Origin of the sequence: Methylobacterium amylolyticum (assembly GCF_030700245.1) — a bacterium.
Classification (GTDB): Bacteria; Pseudomonadota; Alphaproteobacteria; order Rhizobiales; family Beijerinckiaceae; genus Methylobacterium.
Genome location: NZ_JAUYZI010000036.1, coordinates 15670 through 38259, shown reverse-complemented (window position 1 = coordinate 38259; position 22590 = coordinate 15670). Strand labels below are relative to the sequence as shown.

Here is a 22590-nt window from a genome sequence, read left to right as displayed (position 1 = left end):
GCTACACCTCCAGCAGGGCGCGGCGGCGCAGCGGCCGGGCGAACAGTTCGGCGAGGTCGCCGGCCTGCTCGTAGCCCTGGACGGGGGTGAACAGCAGCTCGATCGACCACTTGGTCGCGAGCCCCTCCGCCTCCAGCGGGTTGGCGAGGCCGAGGCCGCAGACCGTCAGGTCGGGCCGGGCCGCGCGGCAACGGTCCATCTGGTCGTCGAGGCTCTGGCCCTCGGTGACGCGGGTGCCGTCCGGCAGCAGCTCGATCTCGGCGGCCAGATGCGCCCGGTGCAGGTAGGGCGTGCCGACCTCGACGAGCTCCGCCCCGAGCTCGCGGGCAAGGAAGCGGGCGAGCGGCACTTCGAGCTGCGAATCGGGGAAGAAGAACACCCGTCGCCCGCCGAGCTTGTCGCGGTATGCGGCCAGCGCGGTCTCGGCGCGGGCGCGGCCGGAGGCCGTCGCCGTCGCGAACGTCTCCTCGGAGACGCCGAACGCCTCCGCCGCGGCGCGCAGCCAGCCGGTCGTGCCCTCGGCGCCGAGGGGGAACGGGGCGCAGAGCCGGCGGGCACCCAGCCCGTCGAGCGCCCGGGCGGTGTCGGCCAGGAACGGCTGGGCGAGGAGGTAGCGGGTGCCGCGGCCCACCGCCGGCATCTCCCCCGCCCGGCGGGCCGGCAGGAAGCGCAGGTCGGCGATGCCCATCGCGGCGAAGGTCCGCCGGAACTGGTCCTCGACCACGTCGGCGAGCGAGCCGACCACGAGGAGCGACGGCGCGGCGTCGGGCGCCTCCCGCGGCAGGTCCGGCACCAGGGCGGCGAGGCAGGCATCCTCGCCCTGCGTGAACGTCGTCTCGATGCCGGAGCCCGAGTAGTTCAGCACCCGCACCGGGGCCATCCGCGCCGAGAGGCGCTGCGCGGCCCGCGACAGGTCGAGCTTGATCACCTCCGAGGGGCAGGAGCCGACGAGGAACAGGAGCTTGATGTCGGGGCGCCGCTCGATCAGCCGCGACACCACCCGGTCGAGCTCGTCGTTGGCGTCGGCGAGGCCGGCGAGATCGCGCTCGTCGATGATCGCCGTGGCGAAGCGCGGCTCGGCGAAGATCATGACGCCGGCGGCCGACTGGATCAGGTGCGCGCAGGTGCGCGAGCCGACCACGAGGAAGAACGCGTCCCGGATCTTGCGGTGCAGCCAGACGATGCCGGTCAGGCCGCAGAACACCGCCCGCTGCCCGTCCTCCTGGCGCAGGTCGATGCCGCCGCAGCCGCCGGCGGGGGGGAGGACGGGGGCGTTCACGGGTGCGCTCCCGCCAGCGCCGCCCCGGCCCGGGGGCCCTGGAGGCGCGCGGCCCGTAGCTTGAGCAGGAACTGCCCGGCATTGACGACGTAGGTCGCGTAGGCCGCGAGCGCGAGGAGCAGCAGCGCCCGCTCGTCCAGCAGCCCGGTCGCCAGGGCGACGAGATAGGCGGTGTGGAGCGCCAGCACGAGCATGCTGACCACGTCCTCCCAGAAGAAGGCCGGCGCGAACAGCCAGCGGCCGAACACCGCCTTCTCCCAGATCGAGCCGGTGACCATGATCGCGTAGAGCGCCAGCGTCTTGACCACGACGGAGGCCTGCGCGGCGGCCGCGCCCTCGCCGGTCGCCAGCGTCCGCAGCACCAGGGCGAGACTCACGAGGAAGATCGCGAATTGCAGCGGCGCCAACACGCCCTGCACCAGCGTCCACGGCGAGGCGTCGCGCCGCCGACGCTCGGCGTTCGTGTAGAGCGGTGATGCCGGCCGTCCCTCGCGTGCCATGCCTCCGCCCCCTTTCCCCAGCGGGTCCCGCGGACGGGCCCGATTGCCGCGAGGGTAGGGCCGGGCGTCCAAAAGTGTCAATCCAGCTTTACGTTCTTTGTGTGTGACAAGCGTCGGCGACTTTCGCGCTCAAGCCCATTGCCAAGGCGGCGCGGAGGCGTATCGTCCACGCCACGGCGACCGCGAGGGACTCCGGACATTGGGTTGAGGCGGCAGGCGAGCGAAGCGGGGCGCCCAGGCGCCGTCGGGTGCAGGGTGTGGAACCGCCGTCCGAGCGGTCCGCGCCGAAGGGTCGGAGGAAAGCCGATGCGGGATTGGGGGCACGTCGTCGACTGCCAGGATTCCCCGCCCGACTGGGTCGCGTGGCCCGTCGCGTCGGCCGCCATCGACGACGCCCCCGGCCTCCACGCCGCCTGCCACGCCCCCGGGGCCCTGTTCCGCCTCGTCGAGGCCGAGATCCTGCCGCGGCTGATGCTCGCCCACGCCGACGGCCCGGACCGCCCGGCCGCGACCCGGCGCCCGAGCCCGGACGAGACCGCCCGGTTCAGCGCGCTGCTGCTCGCGCCGGGGCCGGTGGACCTCGATGCCGAGGTGCGCGCGCTCCTCGACGGCGGCCTGCCGCTGCCCACCCTGCTCCTCGACCTGCTGGCCCCGGCCGCCCGCCATCTCGGGGTGCTGTGGGAGGAGGATGCCAGCGACTTCCTCGCCGTCACCGAGGGGCTGGGACGCCTTCAGGCGATCACCCGCCGGCTCTGCGACCGGCTGGAGGGCGATCCCGCGGAGAGCGGCCGCAGCATCCTCCTGGCCCCGAGTCCCGGCGAGACCCACGGCTACGGACTCGCGCTGGTGGCGAGCTTCTTCCGCGAGGCCGGCTGGCAGGCGCGCGTCGCGGGCGGCGAGGCGTCGGCCGAGATCTTGCAGGCGATGCTGGCGGAGGGCTGGTACGACGCGCTCGGCCTGTCCCTGTCCTGCGACGTGTACCTGCCGGGGCTGCGCGCGGCGATTCCGGCCCTGCGCCGCGCCTCGCGCAATCCTGCCCTGCGCGTGATCGTCGGCGGCACGTGGTTCGCCCGCACGGGTGCGGACGCCGGCGCCGTCGGGGCGGATGCCTGCGCCCTCGACGGTCGACTCGCGCCTGGGATAGCTGAAGCTTTGCTGGACAACCGACGATTGGCCTGTTGAAAGACCCCGACCCGCGACGCATCACGATAAGGTGACCGTGACGCCCCAGACCCGACCAGCGCCGCTCTGGCCCATCCCGAACCTGCAGCAGGTCGCCGGCCTGCTCGGGGGCGAGGCGGCCGGGCTCGCCATCGCGACGGCGACCGACGTGTCGCTGGTGGTCGATGCCGACGGCGTCATCCGCGAGGCCGTGGGCGGCGAGGAGCTGGCGGCCGAGGATATCGGCGGCTGGCTCGGACGCCGCTGGGTCGACACCGTCACGGTCGAGAGCCGGCCGAAGGTCGACGCCCTGCTGCGCGACGCCGGCCCGGGGGCCGTCACCCGCTGGCGCCAGGTCAACCACCCCTCCCCCACCGGGATCGATCTGCCGATCCGCTACGCCGCCCTGCGCCCGGCGGACGACGGCCCGATCCTCGTGCTCGGCCGCGACATGCGGGCGGTCGCCGCGCTCCAGCGGCGGCTGGCCGACGCGCAGCAGGTGCTGGAGCGCGACTACGACCGTCTGCGCGCCGCCGAGACCCGCTACCGGCTGCTGTTCCAGGTCTCCGGCGAGGCGGTGCTGGTGGCCGATGCCGCCACCCGCCGGGTGGTCGAGGCGAACCCGGCGGCCGCCCGCCTCCTCGGTCGCCCCGTGCGGCGGCTCGCGGGCCAGGACGCGGTCGAGCTGTTCGACGGGCTCGGCGCCCGGGCCGTCGAGGCGCAGTTCTCGGCCCTGCGCGCCGCCGGCCAGGCGGCGGATGCCCGGGCCGTCCTCCCCCAGGGGCGCGGCACGGTGGTGGTCTCGGCCTCGCTGTTCCGCGGCGAGCGGATGACCGGCGTGCTCCTGCGCCTCGTGTCGGATCGCGTGGGGCCCGATCCGGCGCCGGAGGAGGCGCCGACCCGGGCGGTGATCGAGCGGATGCCGGAGGCGTTCGTCGTCACCGACACCGCCCGCCGCGTGCTCACCGCCAACGCCGCCTTCCTCGAACTCGCCCAGCTCGCCACCGAGAGCCAGGCCCGCGGCCGCCCCCTCGACGAGTGGCTCGGCCGCGGCGAGACGGAGGCGCAGGCCCTGTTCGCCACGCTGCTCGACCACGGCGCGGTCCGCCGGTTCGCGACCGCCGTGCGCGGGACCTACGGCGTCGTCGAGGACGTGGAGGTGGCCGCGGTCTCGGTGCCGGGGCCGAACGCGTGCCTCGGCTTCGCGATCCGCACCCTGCCGCGTCGGCAGGCGGTGCCCCTGCCCGGGCACCCGGTGCCGCGCTCCGTCGAGCAGATGGCCGAGCTGGTCGGCCGCGTCTCGATGAAGACGCTGGTGCGCGAGACCACCGACCTGATCGAGAAGCTGTGCATCGAGGCGGCCCTGCGCATCACCCGCGACAACCGCGCCTCGGCCGCCGAGATGCTCGGGCTGAGCCGCCAGGGCCTCTACGCCAAGATGCGCCGCTACGGCGTCGGCGACCTCGACGGGGCGGCCGACGACGAGGCCTGATGGCCGGGCGCCGCGGCCCCCGCGATTCGTGGCGCTGCGGCGAGACGGGGCGATCGCTCTGTGCACTGCGGCGGGATCCGGGCGCTGCGCGGGCGTGGGCCCGTCGGGCCGCGAACGCTCGGCGCGCGCCGCTGCGGCTACGCCGACGAGCGCCCGACGCGCGCGGCGCACGCCCGATGAGCGTCGCCGCCGGCCGTCGCTGCATTGCGGCATGAATGGGGAGCCGCGCGCGGCCGCGATCCGCGCCGCTCCGGGCGGGCACGACATATTCTAAATACATTCTGGCCCGGTCGGGTTCCGGGCGACAACCCGGGGTGCGATGACGACCGTACCTGTCATCCTGGCTTGACACTCGCGCGGCCGCCGATAGCCTCCGTCCATGGCCGCCACGCCCGCTCCCAGTGCCGTCGTCGAGCTCCTGAAGCCGCTCACGTGGTTCGCGCCGATGTGGGCCTTCGCCTGCGGCGTGGTCTCGTCCGGCCAGCCCGCGCAGGGGCAGTGGCCGGTGATCGCGGCCGGGGTGCTGCTCGCCGGGCCGCTGGTCTGCGCCACCAGCCAGGCCGCCAACGACTGGTTCGACCGGCACGTCGACGCGATCAACGAGCCGGGCCGGCCGATCCCCTCGGGGCGCATCCCCGGCCGCTGGGGCCTCTACCTCGCGCTCGGCTGGACGGCCCTGTCCCTGGTCGTGGCCGCGGCGCTGGGGCCGTGGATCCTCGGCGCCGCCCTGTTCGGGCTGGTGCTCGCCTGGATCTACTCGGCGCCGCCGCTGCGCCTGAAGAAGAACGGCTGGTGGGGCAACTCGGCGGTGGCGCTCTGCTACGAGGGCCTGCCGTGGTTCACCGGCGCCGCGGTGATGGCGGCCGCGATGCCCGACCGGCGGGTGCTGCTGATCGCCCTGCTCTACTCGGTCGGCGCGCACGGCATCATGACGCTCAACGACTTCAAGTCGGTGGAGGGCGACCGGGCGACCGGCGTCCGCTCCCTCCCCGTCCAGCTCGGCTCGGAGGCGGCCGCCCGCCTCGCCTGCGGCGTCATGGCGGCGCCGCAGGCGGTGGTCGTCGCCCTGCTCTTCGCCTGGGACCGGCCCTGGCACGCCGCCATCGTGGCCGCGCTGCTGGCGGGACAGGCGGCGCTGATGGTCCGCTTCCTCCAGGCCCCCCGGGAGCGGGCGGCGTGGTACAACGGCACCGGCACGAGCCTCTACGTGCTCGGCATGCTCGCCGCCGCCTTCGCCCTCCGGCCGCTGGTGGGGGCGTGATGGGTATGCCATCCGCCCGGACGACCGCCGCTCCCCCTCCCCCCCGACAGATCTCGGGCTTGCCCGAGATCGGCACGCCTCCTGTCGAAGTCGGGCAAGCCCGACTTCGAGCGGGGGAAGGTCCCCTGCGCAGCAGGCGGGGAGAGGGGCCGCGCGACCTCTCCGGACACGGCGCTCCCCTCTCCCGACCCGGCCTCTCGGCCGGGCCACCCTCCCCCGCGGAGGGGGGAGGGAAGCCGGGCGGTGACGCCGCCAGAACCCTCTCGTGGCTCCAGATCGCCCGCCTCGGCCTCGTGCAGACGGCGCTCGGCAGCGTCGTGGTGCTGATGACCTCGACCCTCAACCGCGTGATGGTGGTGGAGCTGGCGCTGCCAGCCCTGGTGCCGGGGCTGCTCGTCGCCCTGCACTACGCCGTGCAGGTGCTGCGCCCGCGCTGGGGCTACGGCTCCGACCGGACCGGCCGGCGCACGCCCTGGATCGTCGGCGGCATGGCCGCCCTGTGCATCGGCGGGGTCGGCGCCGCCGCCGGCACCGCGCTGGCGGCGACCGACGTCGTCCTGGGGCTGGCGCTCGCCGCCCTCTCCTTCCTGCTGGTCGGCCTCGGCGCCGGCGCGGCGGGCACCTCGCTGCTGGTCCTGCTCGCGGGCGGCGTCGCGCCCGCCCGCCGCGGGGCCGCGGCGACGGTCGTGTGGGTGATGATGATCGTCGGGTTCGCGCTGACCGCGCCCCTGGCCGGGCATTTCCTCGATCCGTTCTCGCAGGCGCGGCTGGTGGCCGTGTCGGGGGCGGTGTCGCTGATCGCCTTCTGCGTCGCCGCACTCGCGGTCGCGGGGGTCGAGCGCCGCCTGCCCCTCCCGCCGCCGGAGCCGGCCGCGGCGAAGCGGCCCTTCCTCGCCGTCCTCGCCCAGGTCCTCGCCGACCCGGTGGCGAAGCGCTTCACGGTGTTCGTGTTCATCTCGATGCTGGCCTACAGCGCCCAGGAGCTGATCCTGGAGCCCTATGCCGGCCTCGTCTTCGCGATGAGCCCCGGCGCCACCACCAAGCTCGCCGGCCTCCAGCACGGCGGCGTGCTCGCCGGGATGCTGCTGGTGGCGGGCGTCACGCTCGCCGCCCGCGGCACCGCCCTGGCCTCGCTGAAGCTGTGGACGGCGCTCGGCTGCGCCGGCTCGGCGCTCGCCCTGTTCGCCATCGCCTGGGGCGGCCCGCTCGGGCCCGAGTTCCCCCTGCGCCCGGCGGTGTTCGCCCTGGGGCTCGCCAACGGCGCCTACGCGGTGGCGGCGATCGGCTCGATGATGGCGCTCGCCGGCCGCGGCGACCCCCGCGAGCGCGGGGTCCGCATGGGCGTCTGGGGCGCGGCGCAGGGTCTGGCCTTCGGCGGCGGCGGGTTCCTCGGCGCGGTGGCGGTCGATGCCCTGCGCCTCGCCGTCCCGGACCCGGTCCAGGCCTACGCGGCGGTGTTCTGCGCCGAGGGGCTCCTGTTTCTCGTGGCGGTCGCCGTGGCGCTGCGCGTCGATGCGGCGCCCGAGCCGGCCGTCGCGCTCAACCCGGCCTTCGAGGGGAGGTAGGCATGGTGTCTCCGCAAGATGGCACCTTGGGTGCAGCCGCACCCCCTCCCCCCTCTGCGGGGGAGGGTGGGCCTCGCGTGAGCGAGGGTCGGGAGAGGGGAGCGGCGGTGCCGGATCAGGCCGTGGCCTTCACGGCGGCTCAGCCTCGTTCTGAGGCCGGGCTCCCCTCTCCCGACCCGCTTCGCGGGCCACCCTCCCCCGCAGAGGGGGGAGGGATCGCCCAGGCTGCGGAGGAAAAAATCTACGACGTGGTGGTGGTCGGCGGCGGGCCGGCCGGCGCCACGGCGGCCACCGACCTCGCCCGGGCGGGCCACAGCGTCCTGCTCCTCGACAAGCCCGGCCGCATCAAGCCCTGCGGCGGCGCGATCCCGCCGCGCCTGATCCGCGACTTCGCGATCCCCGACGCGCTGCTGGTGGCCAAGATCCGCGCGGCGCGGATGGTCGCCCCGAGCGGCAAGACGGTGGACATGCCGGTCGGCGAGGGCTTCGTCGGCATGGTCGACCGCGAGCACTTCGACCCGTGGCTGCGCGCGCGCGCGGCCGAGGCCGGGGCGGACCTGCGCGAGGCCGCCTACGAGGGTCTGGAGCGGCCGGATGCCGGCCCGCCCCGGGTCCGGTTCACCACCGGCAAGGGGGCGGACCTCGCCCGCCACGCGGTGCGCGCCCGCCTCGTGATCGGCGCGGACGGCGCCTGCTCCCCCGTGGGCCGGGCCGAGGTGCCGGGCCACGACCAGATGCGGCAGGTCTTCGCCTATCACGAGATCGTCCGGGTGCCCCGGGCCGGCGAGGCCGGCGACGGGGCGGTGGAGGCGGCGCGCTGCGACGTCTACTACCAGGGCCGGCACTCGCCGGACTTCTACGCTTGGATCTTCCCGCACGGCGAGACCGCCAGCATCGGCACCGGCAGCGCCCGCAAGGGCTTCTCCCTGCGCTCCTCGATCCGGGCGCTGCGGGAGGCCACCGGCCTCGCGGAGGCGGAGACGGTCCGCCGCGAGGGCGCGCCGCTGCCGCTCAAGCCGCTGCGGCGCTGGGACAACGGCCGCGACGTGCTGCTGGCCGGCGACGCCGCCGGAGTGGTCGCGCCGGCCTCCGGCGAGGGCATCTACTACGCGATGCTCGGCGGCCGGCTCTCGGCCGAGGCGGCCGACGTGTTCCTGCGGACGGGGGAGGCCGGCGCGCTGAAACTCGCCCGGCGCCGGTTCATGCGCCTGCACGGGCGCGTGTTCTGGGTGCTCGGGATGATGCAGTGGGTCTGGTACCGCAGCGACGCCCTGCGCGAGCGCTTCGTCTCGATCTGCCGCGACAAGGACGTGCAGCGCCTCACCTGGGACAGCTACATGAACAAGGAGCTCGTGCGGAACAGGCCGGTGGCGCACGTGCGGATCTTCTTCAAGGACCTCGCCCACCTGTTCCGCTGGGTCTCCCCGTGACCGCGCTGACCGGGCAGGGCCTGGGGCCGCCCCTCGTGGCGGCACTCTGCGCCGTGCTGGTGGCGGTGGCGGGCGGGCTCGCGACCACCACCGACGCGTGGTACCGCCGGCTGCGGGTGCCGGCCTGGAAGCCGCCGGACTGGGCGTTCGGGCCGGTCTGGGCCGCCATCTTCGCCTGCACCGCGACCTCCGGGGTGCTGGCGTGGAACGCCGCCCCGGACGCGGGCGCGCGCGGGCTGCTGATCGCCGCCTTTTCCGTCAACGCGGTGCTCAACATCGCCTGGAGCGTGCTGTTCTTCCGCTTCCGCCGGCCGGACTGGGCGCTCGCCGAGGTCGCGGTGCTGTGGCTGTCGATCGCCGTGCTGATGCTGGTGACCGGCCGCACCCTGCTCGCCGCCGGGCTCCTGAACCTGCCCTACCTCGCCTGGGTCAGCGTGGCCGCCTGCCTCAACCTGCGCATCGTCCGGCTCAACCCGCGGCGGGGCGGGCGGGCGGGCCGGGGGGCGGATGGGGGGACGTGCGAGGGGGCATGATGGACGCGCTGTTCGCCTCCGGCCACATCGTCGACCTGATCCTGCTCGGCGTCCTCGGCGAGGCGCTGGTCCTGGGCCTGCGGCGCCGGCTCTCCGCCGGCCTCGTCGCCAACCTCGCCGCGGGCGCGGCGCTGATGCTCGCCCTGCGCGCCGCGCTCACCGGCGCCGGGTGGCCGATCGTCGCGGGCTGCCTGCTCGCCGGGCTGGTCGCCCATCTCGCCGATCTCGGATTGCGGCTGCGACAGGGCCGTTCGCCGCGGGACAGGACAGATCTTTCAGGGAACAACCGAATAGACGGCGCGTTCACGGGCGTCCGCGCTCTGAAACGACTCTAAATTACACGCTTTCCGGGAGGTAACGGACCATGCAACGCAGCGATGTCTTGTCGTTCGGTCTGGTCGCCGGCTTCCTTCTCGGGACGCCCGCGCTGGCGCAGGGGGATCAGAGCCAGATCGACCGCGGCAAGTACCTCGTCACGGTCGGCGACTGCGCCGCCTGCCACACCGCGCCGGGCGGCAAGTACCTCGCCGGCAACTACGCGCTGAACATGCCGTTCGGGGTGATCATGACCCCCAACCTCACGCCGGACAAGGAGACGGGGCTCGGCGACTACAGCTACAACGACTTCGAGCAGGCGTTCCGCAACGGCTACAGCAAGCACGTCGGCTATCTCTACCCGGCCTTCCCGTTCGGCTGGTTCACCAAGGTGACGGACGACGACACCAAGGCGATCTGGGCCTACCTCCAGTCGGTGCCGGCGGTGAACGAGAAGCGCAAGGACAATCAGATCCCGTTCCCGTTCAGCGTCCGCGAGGCGCTGGTGACGTGGCGCACGGTGTTCTTCACCAACGAGCGCTTCAAGCCCGACCCGTCGGCGAGCGCCGAGGTGAACCGCGGCGGCTACCTCGTCGAGAGCCTCGGCCACTGCGCCATGTGCCACAACGAGAACAAGCTGGTGGGCAATTCGAGCTTCGCCGGCCGGTTCGGCGGCGGGGTGATCGACGGCTGGTACGCCCCCAACATCACCCCCAACGATCACCAGGGCATCGGCGCCTGGACCGACGACCAGGTGGTGACCTACCTCAAGACCGGCACCGCCCCGGGCGACCGCCCCGGCGTCGCCGCCGGCCCGATGCGCCAGACCATCGAGGAATCGCTCTCCAAGCTCCCCGAGGCCGACCTGCGGGCGATGGTGCTCTACCTGCGCACGGTCCCCGCCAAGCAGACCTACAAGCCGAAGGACCTCGCCGCCTTCGACACCGCGGACGCGCCGGGCGCCTCGACCTACCTGACCTACTGCTCCTCCTGCCACCAGCCCGACGGCAAGGGCATCCCCGGCGCGGTCCCGGGGCTCGCCGGCAACACCTCCGTCCAGTCCGAGGGGCCGGAGACGGTGCTGCGCGTGATCTACGGCGGGCTGGCCGCCCAGAGCGGCTACGCGCCGATGCTCGCCATCGGCCAGCAGATGACCGACGTCGAGGTGAAGAACGTCACCGACTACGTCCGCAATTCCTGGGGCAACAAGGCGCCGGTGGTGACCGGCGACAAGGCCTCCGAGGCGCGCGCCGCGACCAAGACCATGCTCGCGGGCACCGCGCCCTGCGGCGTGATCGCCCAGGACAAGCTCAAGGCGGCGTTCCAGCAGGTCGGCATCCAGGACAGCCTCAAGGGCCTGAAGATGCAGGACTTCGTGCCGACGCTGGCCCGCCTCGTGCCGCAGATCAAGGCGGTGCCGACCGGGGCGAGCGACGACGACATCGTCAACGGCCTCACCGACGCCTTCTGCGCCGTCGGCCGCGACGACCCGCAATACGGCAGCCCGGGCTGGCCGACCGTGATCGGCTCCTTCGCCAACGTGGCCTACAGCCAGGTGCGCAACCCGGAGAAGCAGGCGATCGCGGTGCCCGGCGCGACGGTGCCGCCGAAGCGGAACTGAGATCGCACCCCCGGGTCGGAGCCGAGCCCGCTCCGGGGAACGCGAACCGCCCCGCTTCGTTGGGGCGGTGAACCCCTCAGACCCGCCTGTCCGGAGTCCCCGTGTCCAGCCTGATCCGTATCCTGCTCGCGATCTTCATCCCGCCGGTGGCGGTGCTCGTCACCACCGGCTTCGGCCTCCAGTTCCTGCTGAACGTCCTGCTGTGGGTCCTCGGCTGGCTGCCGGGCACGGTCCACGCGCTGTGGCTGATGAACCGCGACCGGCCGCTGCTCTGAGGCGCGCACGGGGCGCCGCCCCGGAACCCCGCCGAAGGGACACGTCCCTTCGGGATCCCCGGATTCCCGGACCCGCTACGGCGTCGCGGGCTTGGCGGCGGTTTTGGCCTCGACCCGGGCCGGCTTGGCCGGGTGCGCGGCCGCCGGGCGGGGCGCCGGCTTGGGCGCCTCGGCCTGCTGGAGCGAGCCGGTCGCGGCCGCGTCGGCGGTCGGGTTGGCGGGCGCCGCCGCCTCCCGGGTGAACAGGCGGCCGAGCAGCTTCTGGTAGGCGCTCGGGTCGCCGTCCGCGTCGGCCACGGCGATCCGCGCCGGCCGCGGCGCCTCGGCATTCGTCCCGGGGGGCGTTCCCGCGGCCGTCTCCGCGGGCTTGGCCGGCTCGCGGGCCGCCATCAGCGTCGACGGGGCGGCCGCCGGGGCCGGGGCCAGCGTCGCCGTCCCGCTCGGTGTCGCCGTCCCGCTCGGTGTCGCCTTGGCCGCGCCGTGGGCGTGCGACGCGGCCGATGCCGGCGCCTCGACGCCCGCCAGCATCACCGGCCGGCCCTTGGGATCGATCTCGACCTCCTGCGGACCCGCGGCCAGGGTCTCGGGCCGGCTCACCTCGCCGAGGTTGTGGCGGCCGTACTCCTTGGCGTCGTAGGGCAGCACCGTCTCGGTGCCGCCGAGGCTTGCGAACGCGCTCGGGTTGTTCTGCGGGCGGAAGACCGGGTTCTGGCCGCCGTCCTGGTAGACGACGCGCACCGCCGGGGTGCCCTTGGCGACGAGGTCGGCGACGTCGCGGGTGTCGCGCTCGCGCTTCTCGGCCACCAGCGGCTCCACGCGCGGCGTGCAGGACCCGGCGGCGGCGTCCGCGCCGCCGAACACGTACTTGGTGCCGCACTGCCCCACCCGCGGCTCCTCGTGCAGCGCCTCGAAATAATCCGAGCCCTCCTTGAGGTTCTGCCAGAACGGCATGTTCGGGTCGTTGCGGAACTTGGCGAGGTTCTGCGCCGTCATCCGGAACGGGTAGGACTGGAACTGGAACGCCCGCTGCCCGCCCGAGAACGCCTCCCGGGCCACCGCGTAGATCTCGGCGATCGAGGCGTCGGTCATCGCGAAGCAGCCCGCCGAGGAGCAGGTGCCGTGCACCATCAGGTAGGTGCCGGTGCGCCCGTTGGCCCGGTCGACCGCGTTCGGGAAGCCGGTATCGAAGGACAGGTAGTACGAGGAGTTCGGGTTCATCAGGCCCGGGGTGATCGTGTAGAACCCCTCCGGCGCCTGCCGGTCGCCCTGCTTGTTCTTCGGCCCGAGCTGCCCGGACCAGCGGCAGATCGGGTAGGTCTTGAGAAGCGCGTAGCGCCCGTCGGCGCCGCGCTTCCAGATCTCCATCTCCGATTCCTTCTTGTAGGCGCGGATCAGGATCGGGTCGGATTGCTGCATCCCCTTGGTCTGCATCAGCGCCAGGGTCTGCGGCGGGATCGGGGCGATGCTGCGCGCGGACGGGCCACCGACGCCCCCGTCCTGGCAGGCGCCGAGGGACAGGGCGGTCAGGGAAGCGGCCGCCAGCATCCGCGCGGTCGCGGGACGCGCCGTCATGGGGAACCTCGTCCTCAAGTCACGTGCGCCCGCGGGCCGCTTCGGGCTCGCGTCGGGCGCCACTCCCCAACCCTTTAACGTCGTTAAGCTTGCGCGGACGTTACCGCAATGACCCCGCTGCAACACAGATCCGTCCGCGCGCGCATCCGCCTGTGGATGCCGGGGACAGGATCGCCGCGGGGCATCCTAGCCGACGCGGCGCCCGGCCTCGTCGCGGATGAGCGCCACCAGCCGGGCGTCGTCGGCCGGGTCGGCCAGCCGCAGGCCGACCGGCTCGGAGGGCGTGCGGACCGTGAGCCAGCGCAGGGTGGGCCGCAGGTCGAGGGCCTCGGCCACCTCCACCCGGGGGTGGCCGGGCTCCAGTTGCAGGAACGTCAGGTGGTTGCGCGCGGCCCGGGCGGCGAGCAGGTCGTCGATCGCCTCCGCCACGGGACGGGGCGTGTGGAGATGGGTCATCATCCACAGGCGGTTCCCGGTGCCGGGCGTGTCCAGGGCGGTGCGCAGCCGGCGGACGCCCTCGGTGAGGAAGGCGTAGTCCGCAGCGCTCGCGGCCGGGTCGTGGTGGTTGAACACGCATTCGAGCCCGTGGCGCTCCCGGTAGAGCCGGTGGCGCCCCCGCCAGATCTCGGGCCCGCGCCGCTCGGGCAGCGGGATGCTCTCCAACTGAGCCGGGTCGACCAGATCGGAAAAGTCGTCGGCGAGGCAGTCCCGGACCATGCCGGGCATCGAGAAGATCCAGTCGAACGGGCCGGTCCAGCCGCGCAGGTCGAGCGTCTTGAGGACGTGCGCCATCTGGCAGTTGCAGCCGAGCGAGATGTGGTTGAACCCGCCCGGCTCGCGCTCGGACCGCCCGAGCCGGCGGCCCAGCCGGCCCAGCGCGCCGAGCAGGCCGCCCGGCTGCCCGCGCGACCCGTCCGCGCCGCTCACAGCCGCCGGCCGATCTCGAGGAATTTCTGGGCGCGCCGGTCGCGGATCTCGGCGCCGGGCAGGCCCTCGAAGGCGGCGAGCGCCTCGGCGACCGCGTCCCCGGCGGCGCGGACGGCGGCGGCCCGGTCGCGGTGGGCGCCGCCGGTGGCCTCGGGCACGATCGCGTCGATGACGCCGAGCCGCAGCAGGTCCTGGGCGGTGATCTTCATGGCGGTGGCCGCCTCGTGGGCGCGGCCGCCGTCGCGCCACAGGATCGAGGCGGCGCCCTCCGGCGAGATCACCCCGTAGATCGCGTGCTCCAGCATCAGCACGCGGTTTGCGGTGGCGAGCGCGATGGCGCCTCCCGAGCCGCCCTCGCCGATGATCACCGCGACGTTGGGCACGCCGAGCCCGAGGCAGGCCTCGGTGGAGCGGGCGATGGCCTCGGCCTGGCCGCGCTCCTCCGCCTCGATGCCGGGATAGGCGCCGGCGGTGTCGACGAAGGCGATGACCGGCAGCCCGAACCGGTCGGCGGTCTCCATCAGCCGCACCGCCTTGCGGTAGCCCTCGGGGCGGGCCATGCCGAAATTGTGACGCAGGCGCGCCTCGGTGGTCGCCCCCTTCTCCTGGCCGATCACGCAGACCGGGCGGCCGCGGAACCGCCCGAACCCGCCGAGGATCGCCGCGTCCTCGCCGAAGGCCCGGTCGCCGGCCAGCGGCGTGAACCCGGTGATGAGGCCGGCGCAGTAGTCGACGAAGTGCGGCCGCTGCGGGTGGCGGGCGACCTGTGTCTTCTGCCACGGGGTGAGGTTGGCGTAGATCTCGGCGAGCGCCTGACCCGCCTTGGCCTCCAGCCGCCCGACCTCCTCGGCGATCGACACCGCGCCGTCCTGCGCGCCCACCGCCCGCAGCTCCTCCAGCTTGGCCTCCAGCTCGGCCACGGGCTTCTCGAAGTCGAGATAGGTGCGCGTCACCGCCATCGCACGGGGGTCCTGTCCTGCCGCCCCGCGCGACGCGGGATGTCCTCAGGGCGAATGGCGCGTGGTGTCGGGAAAGCGGGTGCGGGTGTCAACCGTGCCGGCTGGCGACGGGGGCATCGTCAACGCGATGCCGTTCCCGGCCGGCGCCCATCGTGCACGGACCGGCCTGATGCAGGACGTGCGGCGGGACGGGTTCGACCTGTGATACCGGTGCTGGTCGAACCGCCCGGTTGTCCGCGCCAACGCCGTCATCGCGAGCGGCAGCGAAGCGACCCAGGGCTGCGCGCGGTTTCAGACCGTGGCGCAACTGGATTGCTTCGCTCCGCTCGCAAAGACGTATGGAGCCGGTCACGGCCCCTGCTGCCGTAGCAGGCGCACGCCGCCTGCGCCTCGACCCGCCCGCGGATCCGTGCGGAGTTCACCCCGTTTCCGGCCGACGGCCGGATCCTGTTCCTGCCGTACGAGACCCTGACGCCCGCCCCTCACGCCGCCTGCGCCTCGACCCGGTTGCGGCCCGCGCGCTTGGCCCGGTAGAGGGCGAGGTCCGCGCGCCGGAGCATGTCGCCGGGGCCGGCATCCTCGGGCCGGCGCACGGCGACGCCGATCGAGACGGTGACCGGGACCGACCGGGTGGCGCGCTGCACCGGGAACGGGGCGGCCTCGACCCGCTCGCGGATGCGCTCGGCGATGCCCTGGGCCTCGGCGAGGCCGGCCTCGGGCAGCACCACGACGATCTCCTCGCCGCCGTAGCGGGCGACGATGTCGGCGGGCCGGGTGTGCTGGCGGACGCGCTCGGCGAAGCCGCGCAGCACCTCGTCCCCGGCCTCGTGGCCGAACGTGTCGTTGATGCCCTTGAAGCGGTCGATGTCGAGGATCAGCGCGGCGACGCCGCGGCGGCGCCCGTCCTCGGCGAACAGCGCGCCGAGGTGGCTGTCGAGGTAGCGCCGGTTGTGCAGGCCGGTCAGCCCGTCGGTCACTGCCATCTGCAGGCCCGCCTGCATCGCCCCGCGCAGCACGTCCGAGTAGCGCTTGCGCCGCACCTGGGTGCGGGCGCGGGCCAGCAGCTCGGTGCGGTCGACCGGGCGCATCAGGAAATCGTGGACGCCGAATTCGAGCCCGCGCATCACCCGGGCGCGATCCCCCTCCTCGGCCAGCATGATCAGCGGCACGGCGCGCGTCCGGTCCAGGGACCGGAGCTGGCTGCACAGGCGCAGGCCGTCGGTGCCGGCCAGATCGAGGCTCACGAGGATCAGGTCGAACGCCTCGGCCCCGGCCGCCGCCAGTGCCGCCGCCGGGTCCGGCTCGACGGTGACCGCGTGGTGCTGGCGCAGGGCCGCCGCCATCCGCTCGGCCGCCCCCGGGCGGTCCTCGACCAGCAGGATCCGCGCGTCGAGCCCGGTCTCGGCCGCGGCCACCGCCAGGGGATCGCCGATGCCGTACTCGCGGGACGCGAGCGCGCGCTGGCGCAGCTCGTCGGTCACCGCCTTGAGGCGCACGAGGCTGCGCACCCGGGTGAACAGGGCGGTGTCGTCGACCGGCTTGGTCAGGAAATCGTCGGCGCCCGCGTCGAGGCCGCGCAGCCGGTCGGCGGGCTGGTCCAGCGCCGTGACCATCACCACCGGGATGTGCGCGGTCACCGGGTTGTTCTTGATGTGGCGGCACACCTCGAACCCGTCCATGCCCGGCATCATCACGTCGAGCAGGACGAGGTCGCACAGGCCCCGCTCGCAGATCGCGATCGCGTCCGGGCCGTTCATCGCGGCCAGCGTGTCGAAGTATTCGAGCGCGAGCTTCGTCTCGAGCAGCTTCACGTTCGGGAACAGGTCGTCGACGATCAGGACGCGGGCCGACATGCTACCTCGCTGCGCGGGGGCGCCGGCCTCCGAACCCGGGCCGCGCCGCCCCCGGCGCTGTCCGGCGCGTGCCGCGGGGCCTCAGGCCCCGGCGGCGTCGCCCCGCCCCTCACTTGGGCTCAAGATACGTGCGAACCGTTGCCAAAAACTTCGCGACCGAGATGGGCTTGGACAGGTAGGCCTCGCAGCCCCCCTCGCGGATCCGCTCCTCGTCGCCCTTCATGGCGAAGGCGGTGATCGCGATCACCGGGATGCCCTTCAGGTCGTCGTCCTCCTTCAGCCACTTGGTCACCTCGAGCCCCGAGACTTCGGGGAGCTGGATGTCCATCAGGATCAGGTCGGGATGGTGGGCGCGGGCGAGTTCGATCGCCTCGATGCCGTGGGCGGTCTTGAGCGTCGCGTAGCCGTTCGCCTCCAGGAGGTCGTTGAACAGCTTCATGTTCAGCTCGTTGTCTTCTACGATCAGCACCGTCTTCTTCATGAGCCGCTGCCTCGGTACGCGCCGATCATGATTAACGACCCGTGAGCCCCATACAGGTCATTGTAGCGGTTACATGTTGATGAAAGGCAAATCTCTTCAAGGGGATGAATCCGCGGAGCGTCTCGCCCTCGACGTTCTGCTGTGGATCGCCGGGGACGACGACCGCATGGGCCCGTTCCTCGCCGCCAGCGGCCTCACCCCCGACACCCTGCGCGCGAGCGCGCGGGAGCCGGGCTTCCTCGCGGGCGTGCTCGACCACGTGATGGGCGACGAGCCGGTTCTGCTCGCCTGCGCCCGGGCCCTCGACGTCGAGCCCGAGCGCATCGCCGAGGCGTGGCGGCGGCTGTCGCCCGATCCGGGCGAGGACTGGGCCTGAGGCCGGATCCGGGGCGGCCGCCGGCCCGCCTCAGGGCGCGCAGCCCTTCGCCTCCCCGCCCCGGCCCTTCTCTCCGCCCTTCTCCGCCGCCTTGTCGGCTTCGAGATCGAGCGCCGTCATGTCGCCGCGGATGGCGAACTCGCCGTAATCGAGCTTGAGCGCGCCGCTGACGCCGTTCTCGTACAGGTCGAAGGACAGGGTGTAGATCGGCGTGCGCTCGCCGGCGCCGGCCGTGAAGTAGCTCAGCGTCACCGGCCAATGGGGCACCGCGGCGATCGGGCCGGTGCGCAGGGGCTTGTCGCGGGCGTCCCCCGCGGCGGGGGCGGGGCCGGTGGCGGCGTGGCCGATCACGGCGAAGGTGTCGTAGACCTTCCGGCCGTCGTCGGAGCCGTCGTAGACCTTGGCCGAGAGCGTCGTCTTGCCGGCCCGGGCCGCCTCGACGAGGCGGCGCATGTGCAGGCTCGGGAACAGCACCGGCCCCTCGACCGACAGTGGCTTGCCCGGGCCCTTCAGCTTGACGGTCAGGGCGTCGGCGGTCGCGGTGGCGGTGCCGTCCACCGGCGCGGCCGGCTTGTTGTCGGTCAGCGTCGTCGTCTTGAAGCGGAACTCGCGCCCCTGGCCGCCCTCGAAGGTGGTGCTGCGCATGTCCGACAGGCGCGCGCCGGTCTCGGCGGAGGTCAGCTCCGTCACCTGCCGGGTCTGCATCGTGTAGCCGCGGCATGCGTCGCCCCGGAAGTCGATGACGATCCGCCCGCGGGCGGATTCCACCGCGCGGGTGCCGCCGCCGGAGGCCAGCGACAGGTCGTAGACGGCGCGGTGGTTGGCGAGCACCTCCGGGGCCCCCTCCCCCGCCGGGACTTCCTTCCCCGCCGGGGCCTCGGGAGCCGCCGGCGCGGTCGGTGCGGCCTGGGCGGTCCCCGCCAGGAGGACGAGGCCGGCGGCGAGGCGGCGTGCACGCGGGTACGGTATCATCGGGATCCCTGTTCTCGGCCCACCGCAGGTGGGACGCGGCGAGGACGGGGCAAGCCGTGGGACTGCGCCCCGTCCCGGTTCGCGGGACGGGGCGGCGCGTCTCACTCGGTCGGCGCGTCCCCGGCGGGCGAGGCTCCGGCGGGCGCGGCGGCCTCGGCCCCGTCCACGCCCTCGAAGCGCGGCCGGCGGCGGCGGCGCGGCTTGGGCGCCGGCGCCTCGTCCGCGGCGGCCTCGTGGGCGGGCGGCGCCGGTTCCGGGGCCGCGGTCGCGGCGGCCGGAGCGGAGGGCGGGGCGACGGGCGCCGCGGCCGGACGGGCCGGGGCCATCAGGAACGCCGGCAGCCCGGCCGGATCCTCTGCGGCGGCGACGGGCTCCTCCCGACGGCGCTCGCGCCGCGGGGCCGGCTCGGCCGCGCGCGGCTGCTCGCTCATCTCGCGGCGCTGGCGCTCGGGGCGGTCCTGCCGGTACTCCGGCCGGCCCTCGGCGCGCGGCTCGCCGCGGCCGTCCTGGCGGTTGTTGTCCTGACGGCTCTCTTGGCGGTTGTCCTGGCGGCTTTCCTGCCGCCCGTCGCGGAAGTCGCGGCGGTCGTCCGGCCGGCCCTCGCCCCGGTACTCGCCGCGGTCCTGCCGCCCGTAATCCTGGCGCGACCCGTCCTGGCGCGCGTCCTGGCGCGGCCCGTCCTGCCGGCCGTAATCCGGCCGCTGCCGGTCGCGGCCGTACTCGCCGCGGTTCTCCTGGCGGTTGTTGTCGAAGCGGCGCTGGTCGCGGTTCTGGAAGCGGTCGCGGTTCCGGCCCTCCGGCTGGCTGTCCGGGCGGCTCTCGTAGGGCTGCGGCTGCTGGCCGGGATCGGCCTGCTCGTCGTAGCCGCTGTAGCCCTGGCCGCCGTAGCCCTGGCCGTTGTAGGCGTGGCCGTTCTGCTGCGGGCCGGAGCCCTGCCCCTCGTCGTCGCCCTCGTCGAGGTCGTCGTCGTAGGGCCGGCTGGCGTAGCCGCCGCCATGGGCCGGGCGGTTCTGCTCCTGGGCGCCGGAGATGATCCGGAAATAGTGCTCGCCGTGCTGGAAGTAGTTCTCGGCCGCCACCGGGTCGCCCGCCGCCTGCGCGTCGCGGGCGAGCTGCGCGTACTTGTCGGCGATGTGCTGGGCGGTGCCGCGGAGCTTGACGTCGGGGCCGTTGGATTCGTAGGAGCGCGTCAGCGGATTGGGACCCTTGGGCCGGTTGCGGCCGCGCATCCGTCGATTCTGGTTCGGTCTCATCGGTCTTCGGTGACCCTCGTTCACGCAGACATGTTGTCGAGGCGCCCGGTGCCGGCGATCCGGCGGCTGCGCGCCGGCCGGCTGCCTGACCCATCCCGCACGCCGCGCTGGCAGCGCGGGATATCGGCCGGTTGTCAGGTTCGCGTGCGGCCGGTCCGTCGCGCTGACCTCGCGCGCGCCTCGATCCGGCGGTTCGGGGGATCTGCGAACACTTCGGCGACCGCGGTTCTCATCGAACCTAGTGCCGTCCGTCTTAACGAAACGTTCGCGATCTTCAACCCGACTTTAGCGTCTCCCGCTTGAGCCAACAAGCCTTTTTCTCCGGCCGCAGGCTGCACGGGAATCAAGGCGCGGCTGCGGCAGGGTCAGGCGGAGAAGGCCAGCACCCGGTCGCGGCCGGCGAGGTCGCGGAACAGCCCGCGCCCGGTCCAGCCCGCGGTGCGGGCGAGGTCGCCCACCGCCCCGGCCTGGTCGTAGCCGATCTCCAGGAGGACGAGGCCGCCGGGGGCGATGAGGCCGGTCAGGCCGGCGAGGATGCGCCGGTAGGCGTCGAGCCCGTCCGGGCCGCCGTCGAGCGCCGCGGCGGGGTCGTGCTCCGCCACCGCCCGGTCGAGGCCGGGGATGACGGCGCTCGCGATGTAGGGTGGGTTCGAGACCGCGAGGTCGAAGGGGCCGCGCAGGGCGTCGCACCAGTCGCCGGCTGCGAAGCGGGCGCGCTCGCCGACGCCGTTGGCGCGGGCGTTGGCGCGGGCGGTGCGCAGGGCGCCCTCCGAGCGGTCGAGCCCGAGCCCGCGGGCGGCGGGCAGCTCGGACAGCAGCGCCACGAGGATGCAGCCGGAGCCGACCCCGAGGTCGAGCACCGACAGGGGCGCGTCCCGGTCCGGCACCAGCCCGAGGGCGGCCTCGACCAGGGTCTCGGTGTCGGGGCGCGGCACCAGGGTCTCGGGGGCGAGGCGGAAGGGCAGGCCCCAGAACTCCCAGGCGCTGAGGATCCGCGCCACCGGCTCCCCCGCCGCCCGCCGGGCGAGCGCCGCCGACAGCGCCGCGGCGCCCGCCGCCCCGACGGCGCGGGCGCCGTCGAGGGCGAGGTCCCGGGCCGTCAGGCCGAGCACCCCGAGGGCGAGGAAGCGCGCCTCCCGCTCCGCGTCGGCGATCCCCGCCGCTGCGAGGTGCGCGGCGGCCGCGCGCAGGGCGGCGCGGCGGGAGAGATTCTCGTCGATGAGCGCAGCTACGATGGGCCGGGATGTCCCGCCCGGGCTCACGGGACGGCTCGCCGCAGCGAGCCACGCCATCGTCCGACGAGAGACACCTCGCGCCGCCGCGGGCCTCGGAACGGCCGGGGTCCGAAGCCGTGTGGGGCCTGTCGACGAAGCGGGGCCGGGAGGCGGGTGTCCCCTCTCCCCGCGGGCGGGGAGAGGCCCGCACGGACCTCGTCGTCCGTGCGGGAAGCGGAGGCGAAGCCGGAGCGGCGGTGAGGGGGTATCGCCGGATGCGCCTCCGTCGGATACGCCCCCTCACCTCCGGCTGCCGCCTCGCCGCGCCCCCTGCAAGGGGGGCTCGGCCCTCTCCCCGCGAGCGGGGAGAGGGGATCCGTCTGACGCGCTCGGGCCTCTCCCTGCCGGAAAGGCAGCCTCCGCGCGCGCGTCGAAACCCTCACGCCATCCCCTCGGCGGCGAGCAGTTCCGCCTGGTGCTCGGCGATCAGCGCGTCGACGACCTCGTCGAGCGCGGCGCCGGCCATCACCTCTTCGAGCTTGTACAGGGTCAGGTTGATGCGGTGGTCGGTCACCCGGCCCTGCGGGAAGTTGTAGGTGCGGATCCGCTCCGAGCGGTCGCCGGAGCCGACCTGGGCGCGGCGGTCGGCGGCGCGGGCCGAGTCCTTGGCGGTCCGCTCGGCGTCGTAGAGGCGGGCGCGCAGCAGGGCCATCGCCCGGGCGCGGTTCTTGTGCTGCGAGCGCTCCTCCTGGACGAACACCACGATGCCGCTCGGCAGGTGGGTGATCCGGATCGCCGACTCGGTCTTGTTGACGTGCTGGCCGCCCGCGCCCTGCGCCCGCATCGTGTCGATCTTCAGGTCGGCGTCGCTGACGACGATGTCGACCTCCTCCGCCTCGGGCAGCACCGCCACGGTGGCCGCCGAGGTGTGGATGCGCCCCTGCGTCTCGGTGTCGGGCACCCGCTGCACCCGGTGGGCGCCGCTCTCGTACTTCAGCCGGGCGAACACGCCGCGGCCCTTCACCTCGGCCACGACCTCGCGGAAGCCGCCGACCGTGCCCTCGCTCTCGGAGATCACCTCCACGCGCCAGCCCTTGGAGTCCGCGTACTTGGCGTACATCCGGAACAGGTCGCCCGCGAACAGGGCCGCCTCGTCGCCGCCGGTCCCGGCCCGGACCTCCAGGATCGCGCTCTTCTCGTCGGCGGCGTCCTTGGGCAGCAGCATGAGCTGGAGGGCGCGGTGGGCGTCTTCGAGCGCGGCCTCCGCCCCCGGCTTCTCCTCGGCGGCGAGCGCGCGCATCTCGGCGTCCGAGCCCGGCTCGTCGATCATCGCCGCGATGCCGGCGAGGTCGGCCAGAGCCGCGCGGTAGCTGCGGATCGCCGCCACCACCGGATCGAGGTCGGAGAGTTCGCGGGAGAGCTGCACGACGAGGCCCGCCTCGCCCTCGCCGGAGGCGAGCTGCGCAGTGACGAGGTCGTGCCGGGCCAGGATCGCGTCGAGGCGCTCGGGAGGAAAGGGGATCATCGCTGTTGTTGTGACTCTGTCGACGG

The 22590-nt window shown here is 74.2% G+C and carries 22 protein-coding genes; 11 read left to right on the top strand and 11 right to left on the bottom strand.

From position 1 onward, the window contains the following. Window position 1 precedes the first annotated feature (1 nt). On the bottom strand, window positions 2–1279 hold the full coding sequence (locus Q8W71_RS22570) for a ferredoxin:protochlorophyllide reductase (ATP-dependent) subunit N (RefSeq protein ID WP_305527656.1): 1278 nt from the start codon (window positions 1277–1279) through the stop codon (window positions 2–4). Next, entirely contained in the window at window positions 1276–1779 is a 504-nt protein-coding gene (gene bchF, locus Q8W71_RS22565; protein ID WP_305527655.1) for a 2-vinyl bacteriochlorophyllide hydratase, read from the bottom strand. The genes Q8W71_RS22570 and bchF overlap by 4 nt, the downstream gene beginning before the upstream one ends. 306 nt (window positions 1780–2085) lie before the next feature. Between bchF and Q8W71_RS22560 the strand changes: the two genes are divergently transcribed. The 9 genes from Q8W71_RS22560 to Q8W71_RS22520 all read left to right on the top strand — a co-directional run bounded on the left by Q8W71_RS22560 (window position 2086) and on the right by Q8W71_RS22520 (window position 11432). After that, complete coding sequence (locus tag Q8W71_RS22560) at window positions 2086–2961, top strand: cobalamin B12-binding domain-containing protein (RefSeq protein ID WP_305527654.1); 876 nt, start codon at window positions 2086–2088, stop codon at window positions 2959–2961. A 31-nt stretch (window positions 2962–2992) separates the two neighbouring features. Further along, window positions 2993–4432: a transcriptional regulator PpsR gene (gene ppsR / locus Q8W71_RS22555; protein ID WP_305527653.1), complete on the top strand. Its 1440-nt coding sequence runs from the start codon at window positions 2993–2995 to the stop codon at window positions 4430–4432. Window positions 4433–4811: 379 nt separating this feature from the next. Next, on the top strand, window positions 4812–5693 hold the full coding sequence (gene chlG, locus Q8W71_RS22550) for a chlorophyll synthase ChlG (RefSeq protein ID WP_305527652.1): 882 nt from the start codon (window positions 4812–4814) through the stop codon (window positions 5691–5693). Window positions 5694–5968: 275 nt separating this feature from the next. Beyond that, a complete protein-coding gene (locus tag Q8W71_RS22545) occupies window positions 5969–7258 on the top strand; it encodes a BCD family MFS transporter (protein WP_305527688.1) in 1290 nt (429 codons plus the stop codon). A gap of 215 nt (window positions 7259–7473) precedes the next feature. Then, entirely contained in the window at window positions 7474–8688 is a 1215-nt protein-coding gene (locus tag Q8W71_RS22540; protein ID WP_305527687.1) for a geranylgeranyl diphosphate reductase, read from the top strand. Beyond that, complete coding sequence (locus Q8W71_RS22535) at window positions 8685–9221, top strand: TspO/MBR family protein (protein ID WP_305527651.1); 537 nt, start codon at window positions 8685–8687, stop codon at window positions 9219–9221. Before Q8W71_RS22540 ends, Q8W71_RS22535 begins: the two co-directional genes overlap by 4 nt. Next, window positions 9221–9556 carry a hypothetical protein gene (locus Q8W71_RS22530; RefSeq protein ID WP_305527686.1) on the top strand — a complete coding sequence of 112 codons (336 nt, stop codon included), beginning with the start codon at window positions 9221–9223 and terminating at the stop codon, window positions 9554–9556. Before Q8W71_RS22535 ends, Q8W71_RS22530 begins: the two co-directional genes overlap by 1 nt. Window positions 9557–9585: 29 nt before the next feature. Then, the gene (locus Q8W71_RS22525; protein ID WP_305527650.1) at window positions 9586–11157 is read left to right on the top strand and encodes a c-type cytochrome; all 1572 of its coding nucleotides are present in this window, start codon (window positions 9586–9588) and stop codon (window positions 11155–11157) included. A gap of 101 nt (window positions 11158–11258) precedes the next feature. Then, window positions 11259–11432: a YqaE/Pmp3 family membrane protein gene (locus tag Q8W71_RS22520; RefSeq protein WP_305527649.1), complete on the top strand. Its 174-nt coding sequence runs from the start codon at window positions 11259–11261 to the stop codon at window positions 11430–11432. 75 nt (window positions 11433–11507) lie between these two features. On the opposite strand, the gene Q8W71_RS22515 is transcribed toward Q8W71_RS22520, so the two are convergent. The 3 genes from Q8W71_RS22515 to Q8W71_RS22505 all read right to left on the bottom strand — a co-directional run bounded on the left by Q8W71_RS22515 (window position 11508) and on the right by Q8W71_RS22505 (window position 14890). After that, on the bottom strand, window positions 11508–13004 hold the full coding sequence (locus Q8W71_RS22515; RefSeq protein WP_305527648.1) for a L,D-transpeptidase family protein: 1497 nt from the start codon (window positions 13002–13004) through the stop codon (window positions 11508–11510). A gap of 186 nt (window positions 13005–13190) precedes the next feature. Further along, window positions 13191–13931, bottom strand: a complete 741-nt coding sequence (locus tag Q8W71_RS22510) for a DUF1796 family putative cysteine peptidase (protein WP_305527647.1) — start codon at window positions 13929–13931, stop codon at window positions 13191–13193. Next, entirely contained in the window at window positions 13928–14890 is a 963-nt protein-coding gene (locus Q8W71_RS22505) for an acetyl-CoA carboxylase carboxyltransferase subunit alpha (RefSeq protein WP_305527646.1), read from the bottom strand. The genes Q8W71_RS22510 and Q8W71_RS22505 overlap by 4 nt, the downstream gene beginning before the upstream one ends. A 79-nt stretch (window positions 14891–14969) precedes the next feature. On the opposite strand from Q8W71_RS22505, the gene Q8W71_RS22500 reads away from it, so the two are divergent. Further along, the gene (locus Q8W71_RS22500) at window positions 14970–15095 is read left to right on the top strand and encodes a hypothetical protein (RefSeq protein ID WP_305527645.1); all 126 of its coding nucleotides are present in this window, start codon (window positions 14970–14972) and stop codon (window positions 15093–15095) included. Window positions 15096–15372: 277 nt separating this feature from the next. Here Q8W71_RS22500 and Q8W71_RS22495 read toward each other — a convergent pair whose 3' ends face one another. Beyond that, window positions 15373–16743, bottom strand: coding sequence for a PleD family two-component system response regulator (locus tag Q8W71_RS22495; protein WP_305527644.1), 1371 nt, complete (start codon window positions 16741–16743; stop codon window positions 15373–15375). A gap of 109 nt (window positions 16744–16852) precedes the next feature. Continuing rightward, a complete protein-coding gene (locus tag Q8W71_RS22490; protein ID WP_305527643.1) occupies window positions 16853–17224 on the bottom strand; it encodes a response regulator in 372 nt (123 codons plus the stop codon). 79 nt (window positions 17225–17303) lie between these two features. Here Q8W71_RS22490 and Q8W71_RS22485 point away from each other — a divergent pair, with 79 nt between their 5' ends. Next, the gene (locus Q8W71_RS22485; RefSeq protein WP_305527642.1) at window positions 17304–17600 is read left to right on the top strand and encodes a DUF3572 domain-containing protein; all 297 of its coding nucleotides are present in this window, start codon (window positions 17304–17306) and stop codon (window positions 17598–17600) included. A 30-nt stretch (window positions 17601–17630) separates the two neighbouring features. Here Q8W71_RS22485 and Q8W71_RS22480 read toward each other — a convergent pair whose 3' ends face one another. From Q8W71_RS22480 to prfA, 4 genes are all read right to left on the bottom strand, one after another. Further along, on the bottom strand, window positions 17631–18572 hold the full coding sequence (locus tag Q8W71_RS22480; RefSeq protein WP_305527641.1) for a cell envelope integrity EipB family protein: 942 nt from the start codon (window positions 18570–18572) through the stop codon (window positions 17631–17633). Window positions 18573–18673: 101 nt separating this feature from the next. Continuing rightward, window positions 18674–19801: a DUF4167 domain-containing protein gene (locus Q8W71_RS22475; RefSeq protein WP_305527640.1), complete on the bottom strand. Its 1128-nt coding sequence runs from the start codon at window positions 19799–19801 to the stop codon at window positions 18674–18676. A gap of 389 nt (window positions 19802–20190) precedes the next feature. Continuing rightward, window positions 20191–21087 (bottom strand): peptide chain release factor N(5)-glutamine methyltransferase, encoded by an 897-nt coding sequence (prmC, locus tag Q8W71_RS22470; RefSeq protein WP_370875506.1) that lies wholly within the window; start codon window positions 21085–21087, stop codon window positions 20191–20193. Between the two features lie 391 nt (window positions 21088–21478). Next, window positions 21479–22564, bottom strand: a complete 1086-nt coding sequence (gene prfA / locus Q8W71_RS22465; RefSeq protein WP_305527639.1) for a peptide chain release factor 1 — start codon at window positions 22562–22564, stop codon at window positions 21479–21481. Window positions 22565–22590 lie beyond the last annotated feature (26 nt).

Coding starts and splice junctions, on each gene's coding strand:
- bchF (WP_305527655.1), bottom strand. CDS start 1,779: ATGGCACGCGAGGGACGGCCGGCATCACCGCTCTACACGAACGCCGAG.
- Q8W71_RS22560 (WP_305527654.1), top strand. CDS start 2,086: ATGCGGGATTGGGGGCACGTCGTCGACTGCCAGGATTCCCCGCCCGAC.
- chlG (WP_305527652.1), top strand. CDS start 4,812: ATGGCCGCCACGCCCGCTCCCAGTGCCGTCGTCGAGCTCCTGAAGCCG.
- Q8W71_RS22530 (WP_305527686.1), top strand. CDS start 9,221: ATGGACGCGCTGTTCGCCTCCGGCCACATCGTCGACCTGATCCTGCTC.
- Q8W71_RS22525 (WP_305527650.1), top strand. CDS start 9,586: ATGCAACGCAGCGATGTCTTGTCGTTCGGTCTGGTCGCCGGCTTCCTT.
- Q8W71_RS22515 (WP_305527648.1), bottom strand. CDS start 13,004: ATGACGGCGCGTCCCGCGACCGCGCGGATGCTGGCGGCCGCTTCCCTG.
- Q8W71_RS22505 (WP_305527646.1), bottom strand. CDS start 14,890: ATGGCGGTGACGCGCACCTATCTCGACTTCGAGAAGCCCGTGGCCGAG.
- Q8W71_RS22495 (WP_305527644.1), bottom strand. CDS start 16,743: ATGTCGGCCCGCGTCCTGATCGTCGACGACCTGTTCCCGAACGTGAAG.
- Q8W71_RS22490 (WP_305527643.1), bottom strand. CDS start 17,224: ATGAAGAAGACGGTGCTGATCGTAGAAGACAACGAGCTGAACATGAAG.
- Q8W71_RS22485 (WP_305527642.1), top strand. CDS start 17,304: ATGAAAGGCAAATCTCTTCAAGGGGATGAATCCGCGGAGCGTCTCGCC.
- Q8W71_RS22480 (WP_305527641.1), bottom strand. CDS start 18,572: ATGATACCGTACCCGCGTGCACGCCGCCTCGCCGCCGGCCTCGTCCTC.
- Q8W71_RS22475 (WP_305527640.1), bottom strand. CDS start 19,801: ATGCGCGGCCGCAACCGGCCCAAGGGTCCCAATCCGCTGACGCGCTCC.
- prfA (WP_305527639.1), bottom strand. CDS start 22,564: ATGATCCCCTTTCCTCCCGAGCGCCTCGACGCGATCCTGGCCCGGCAC.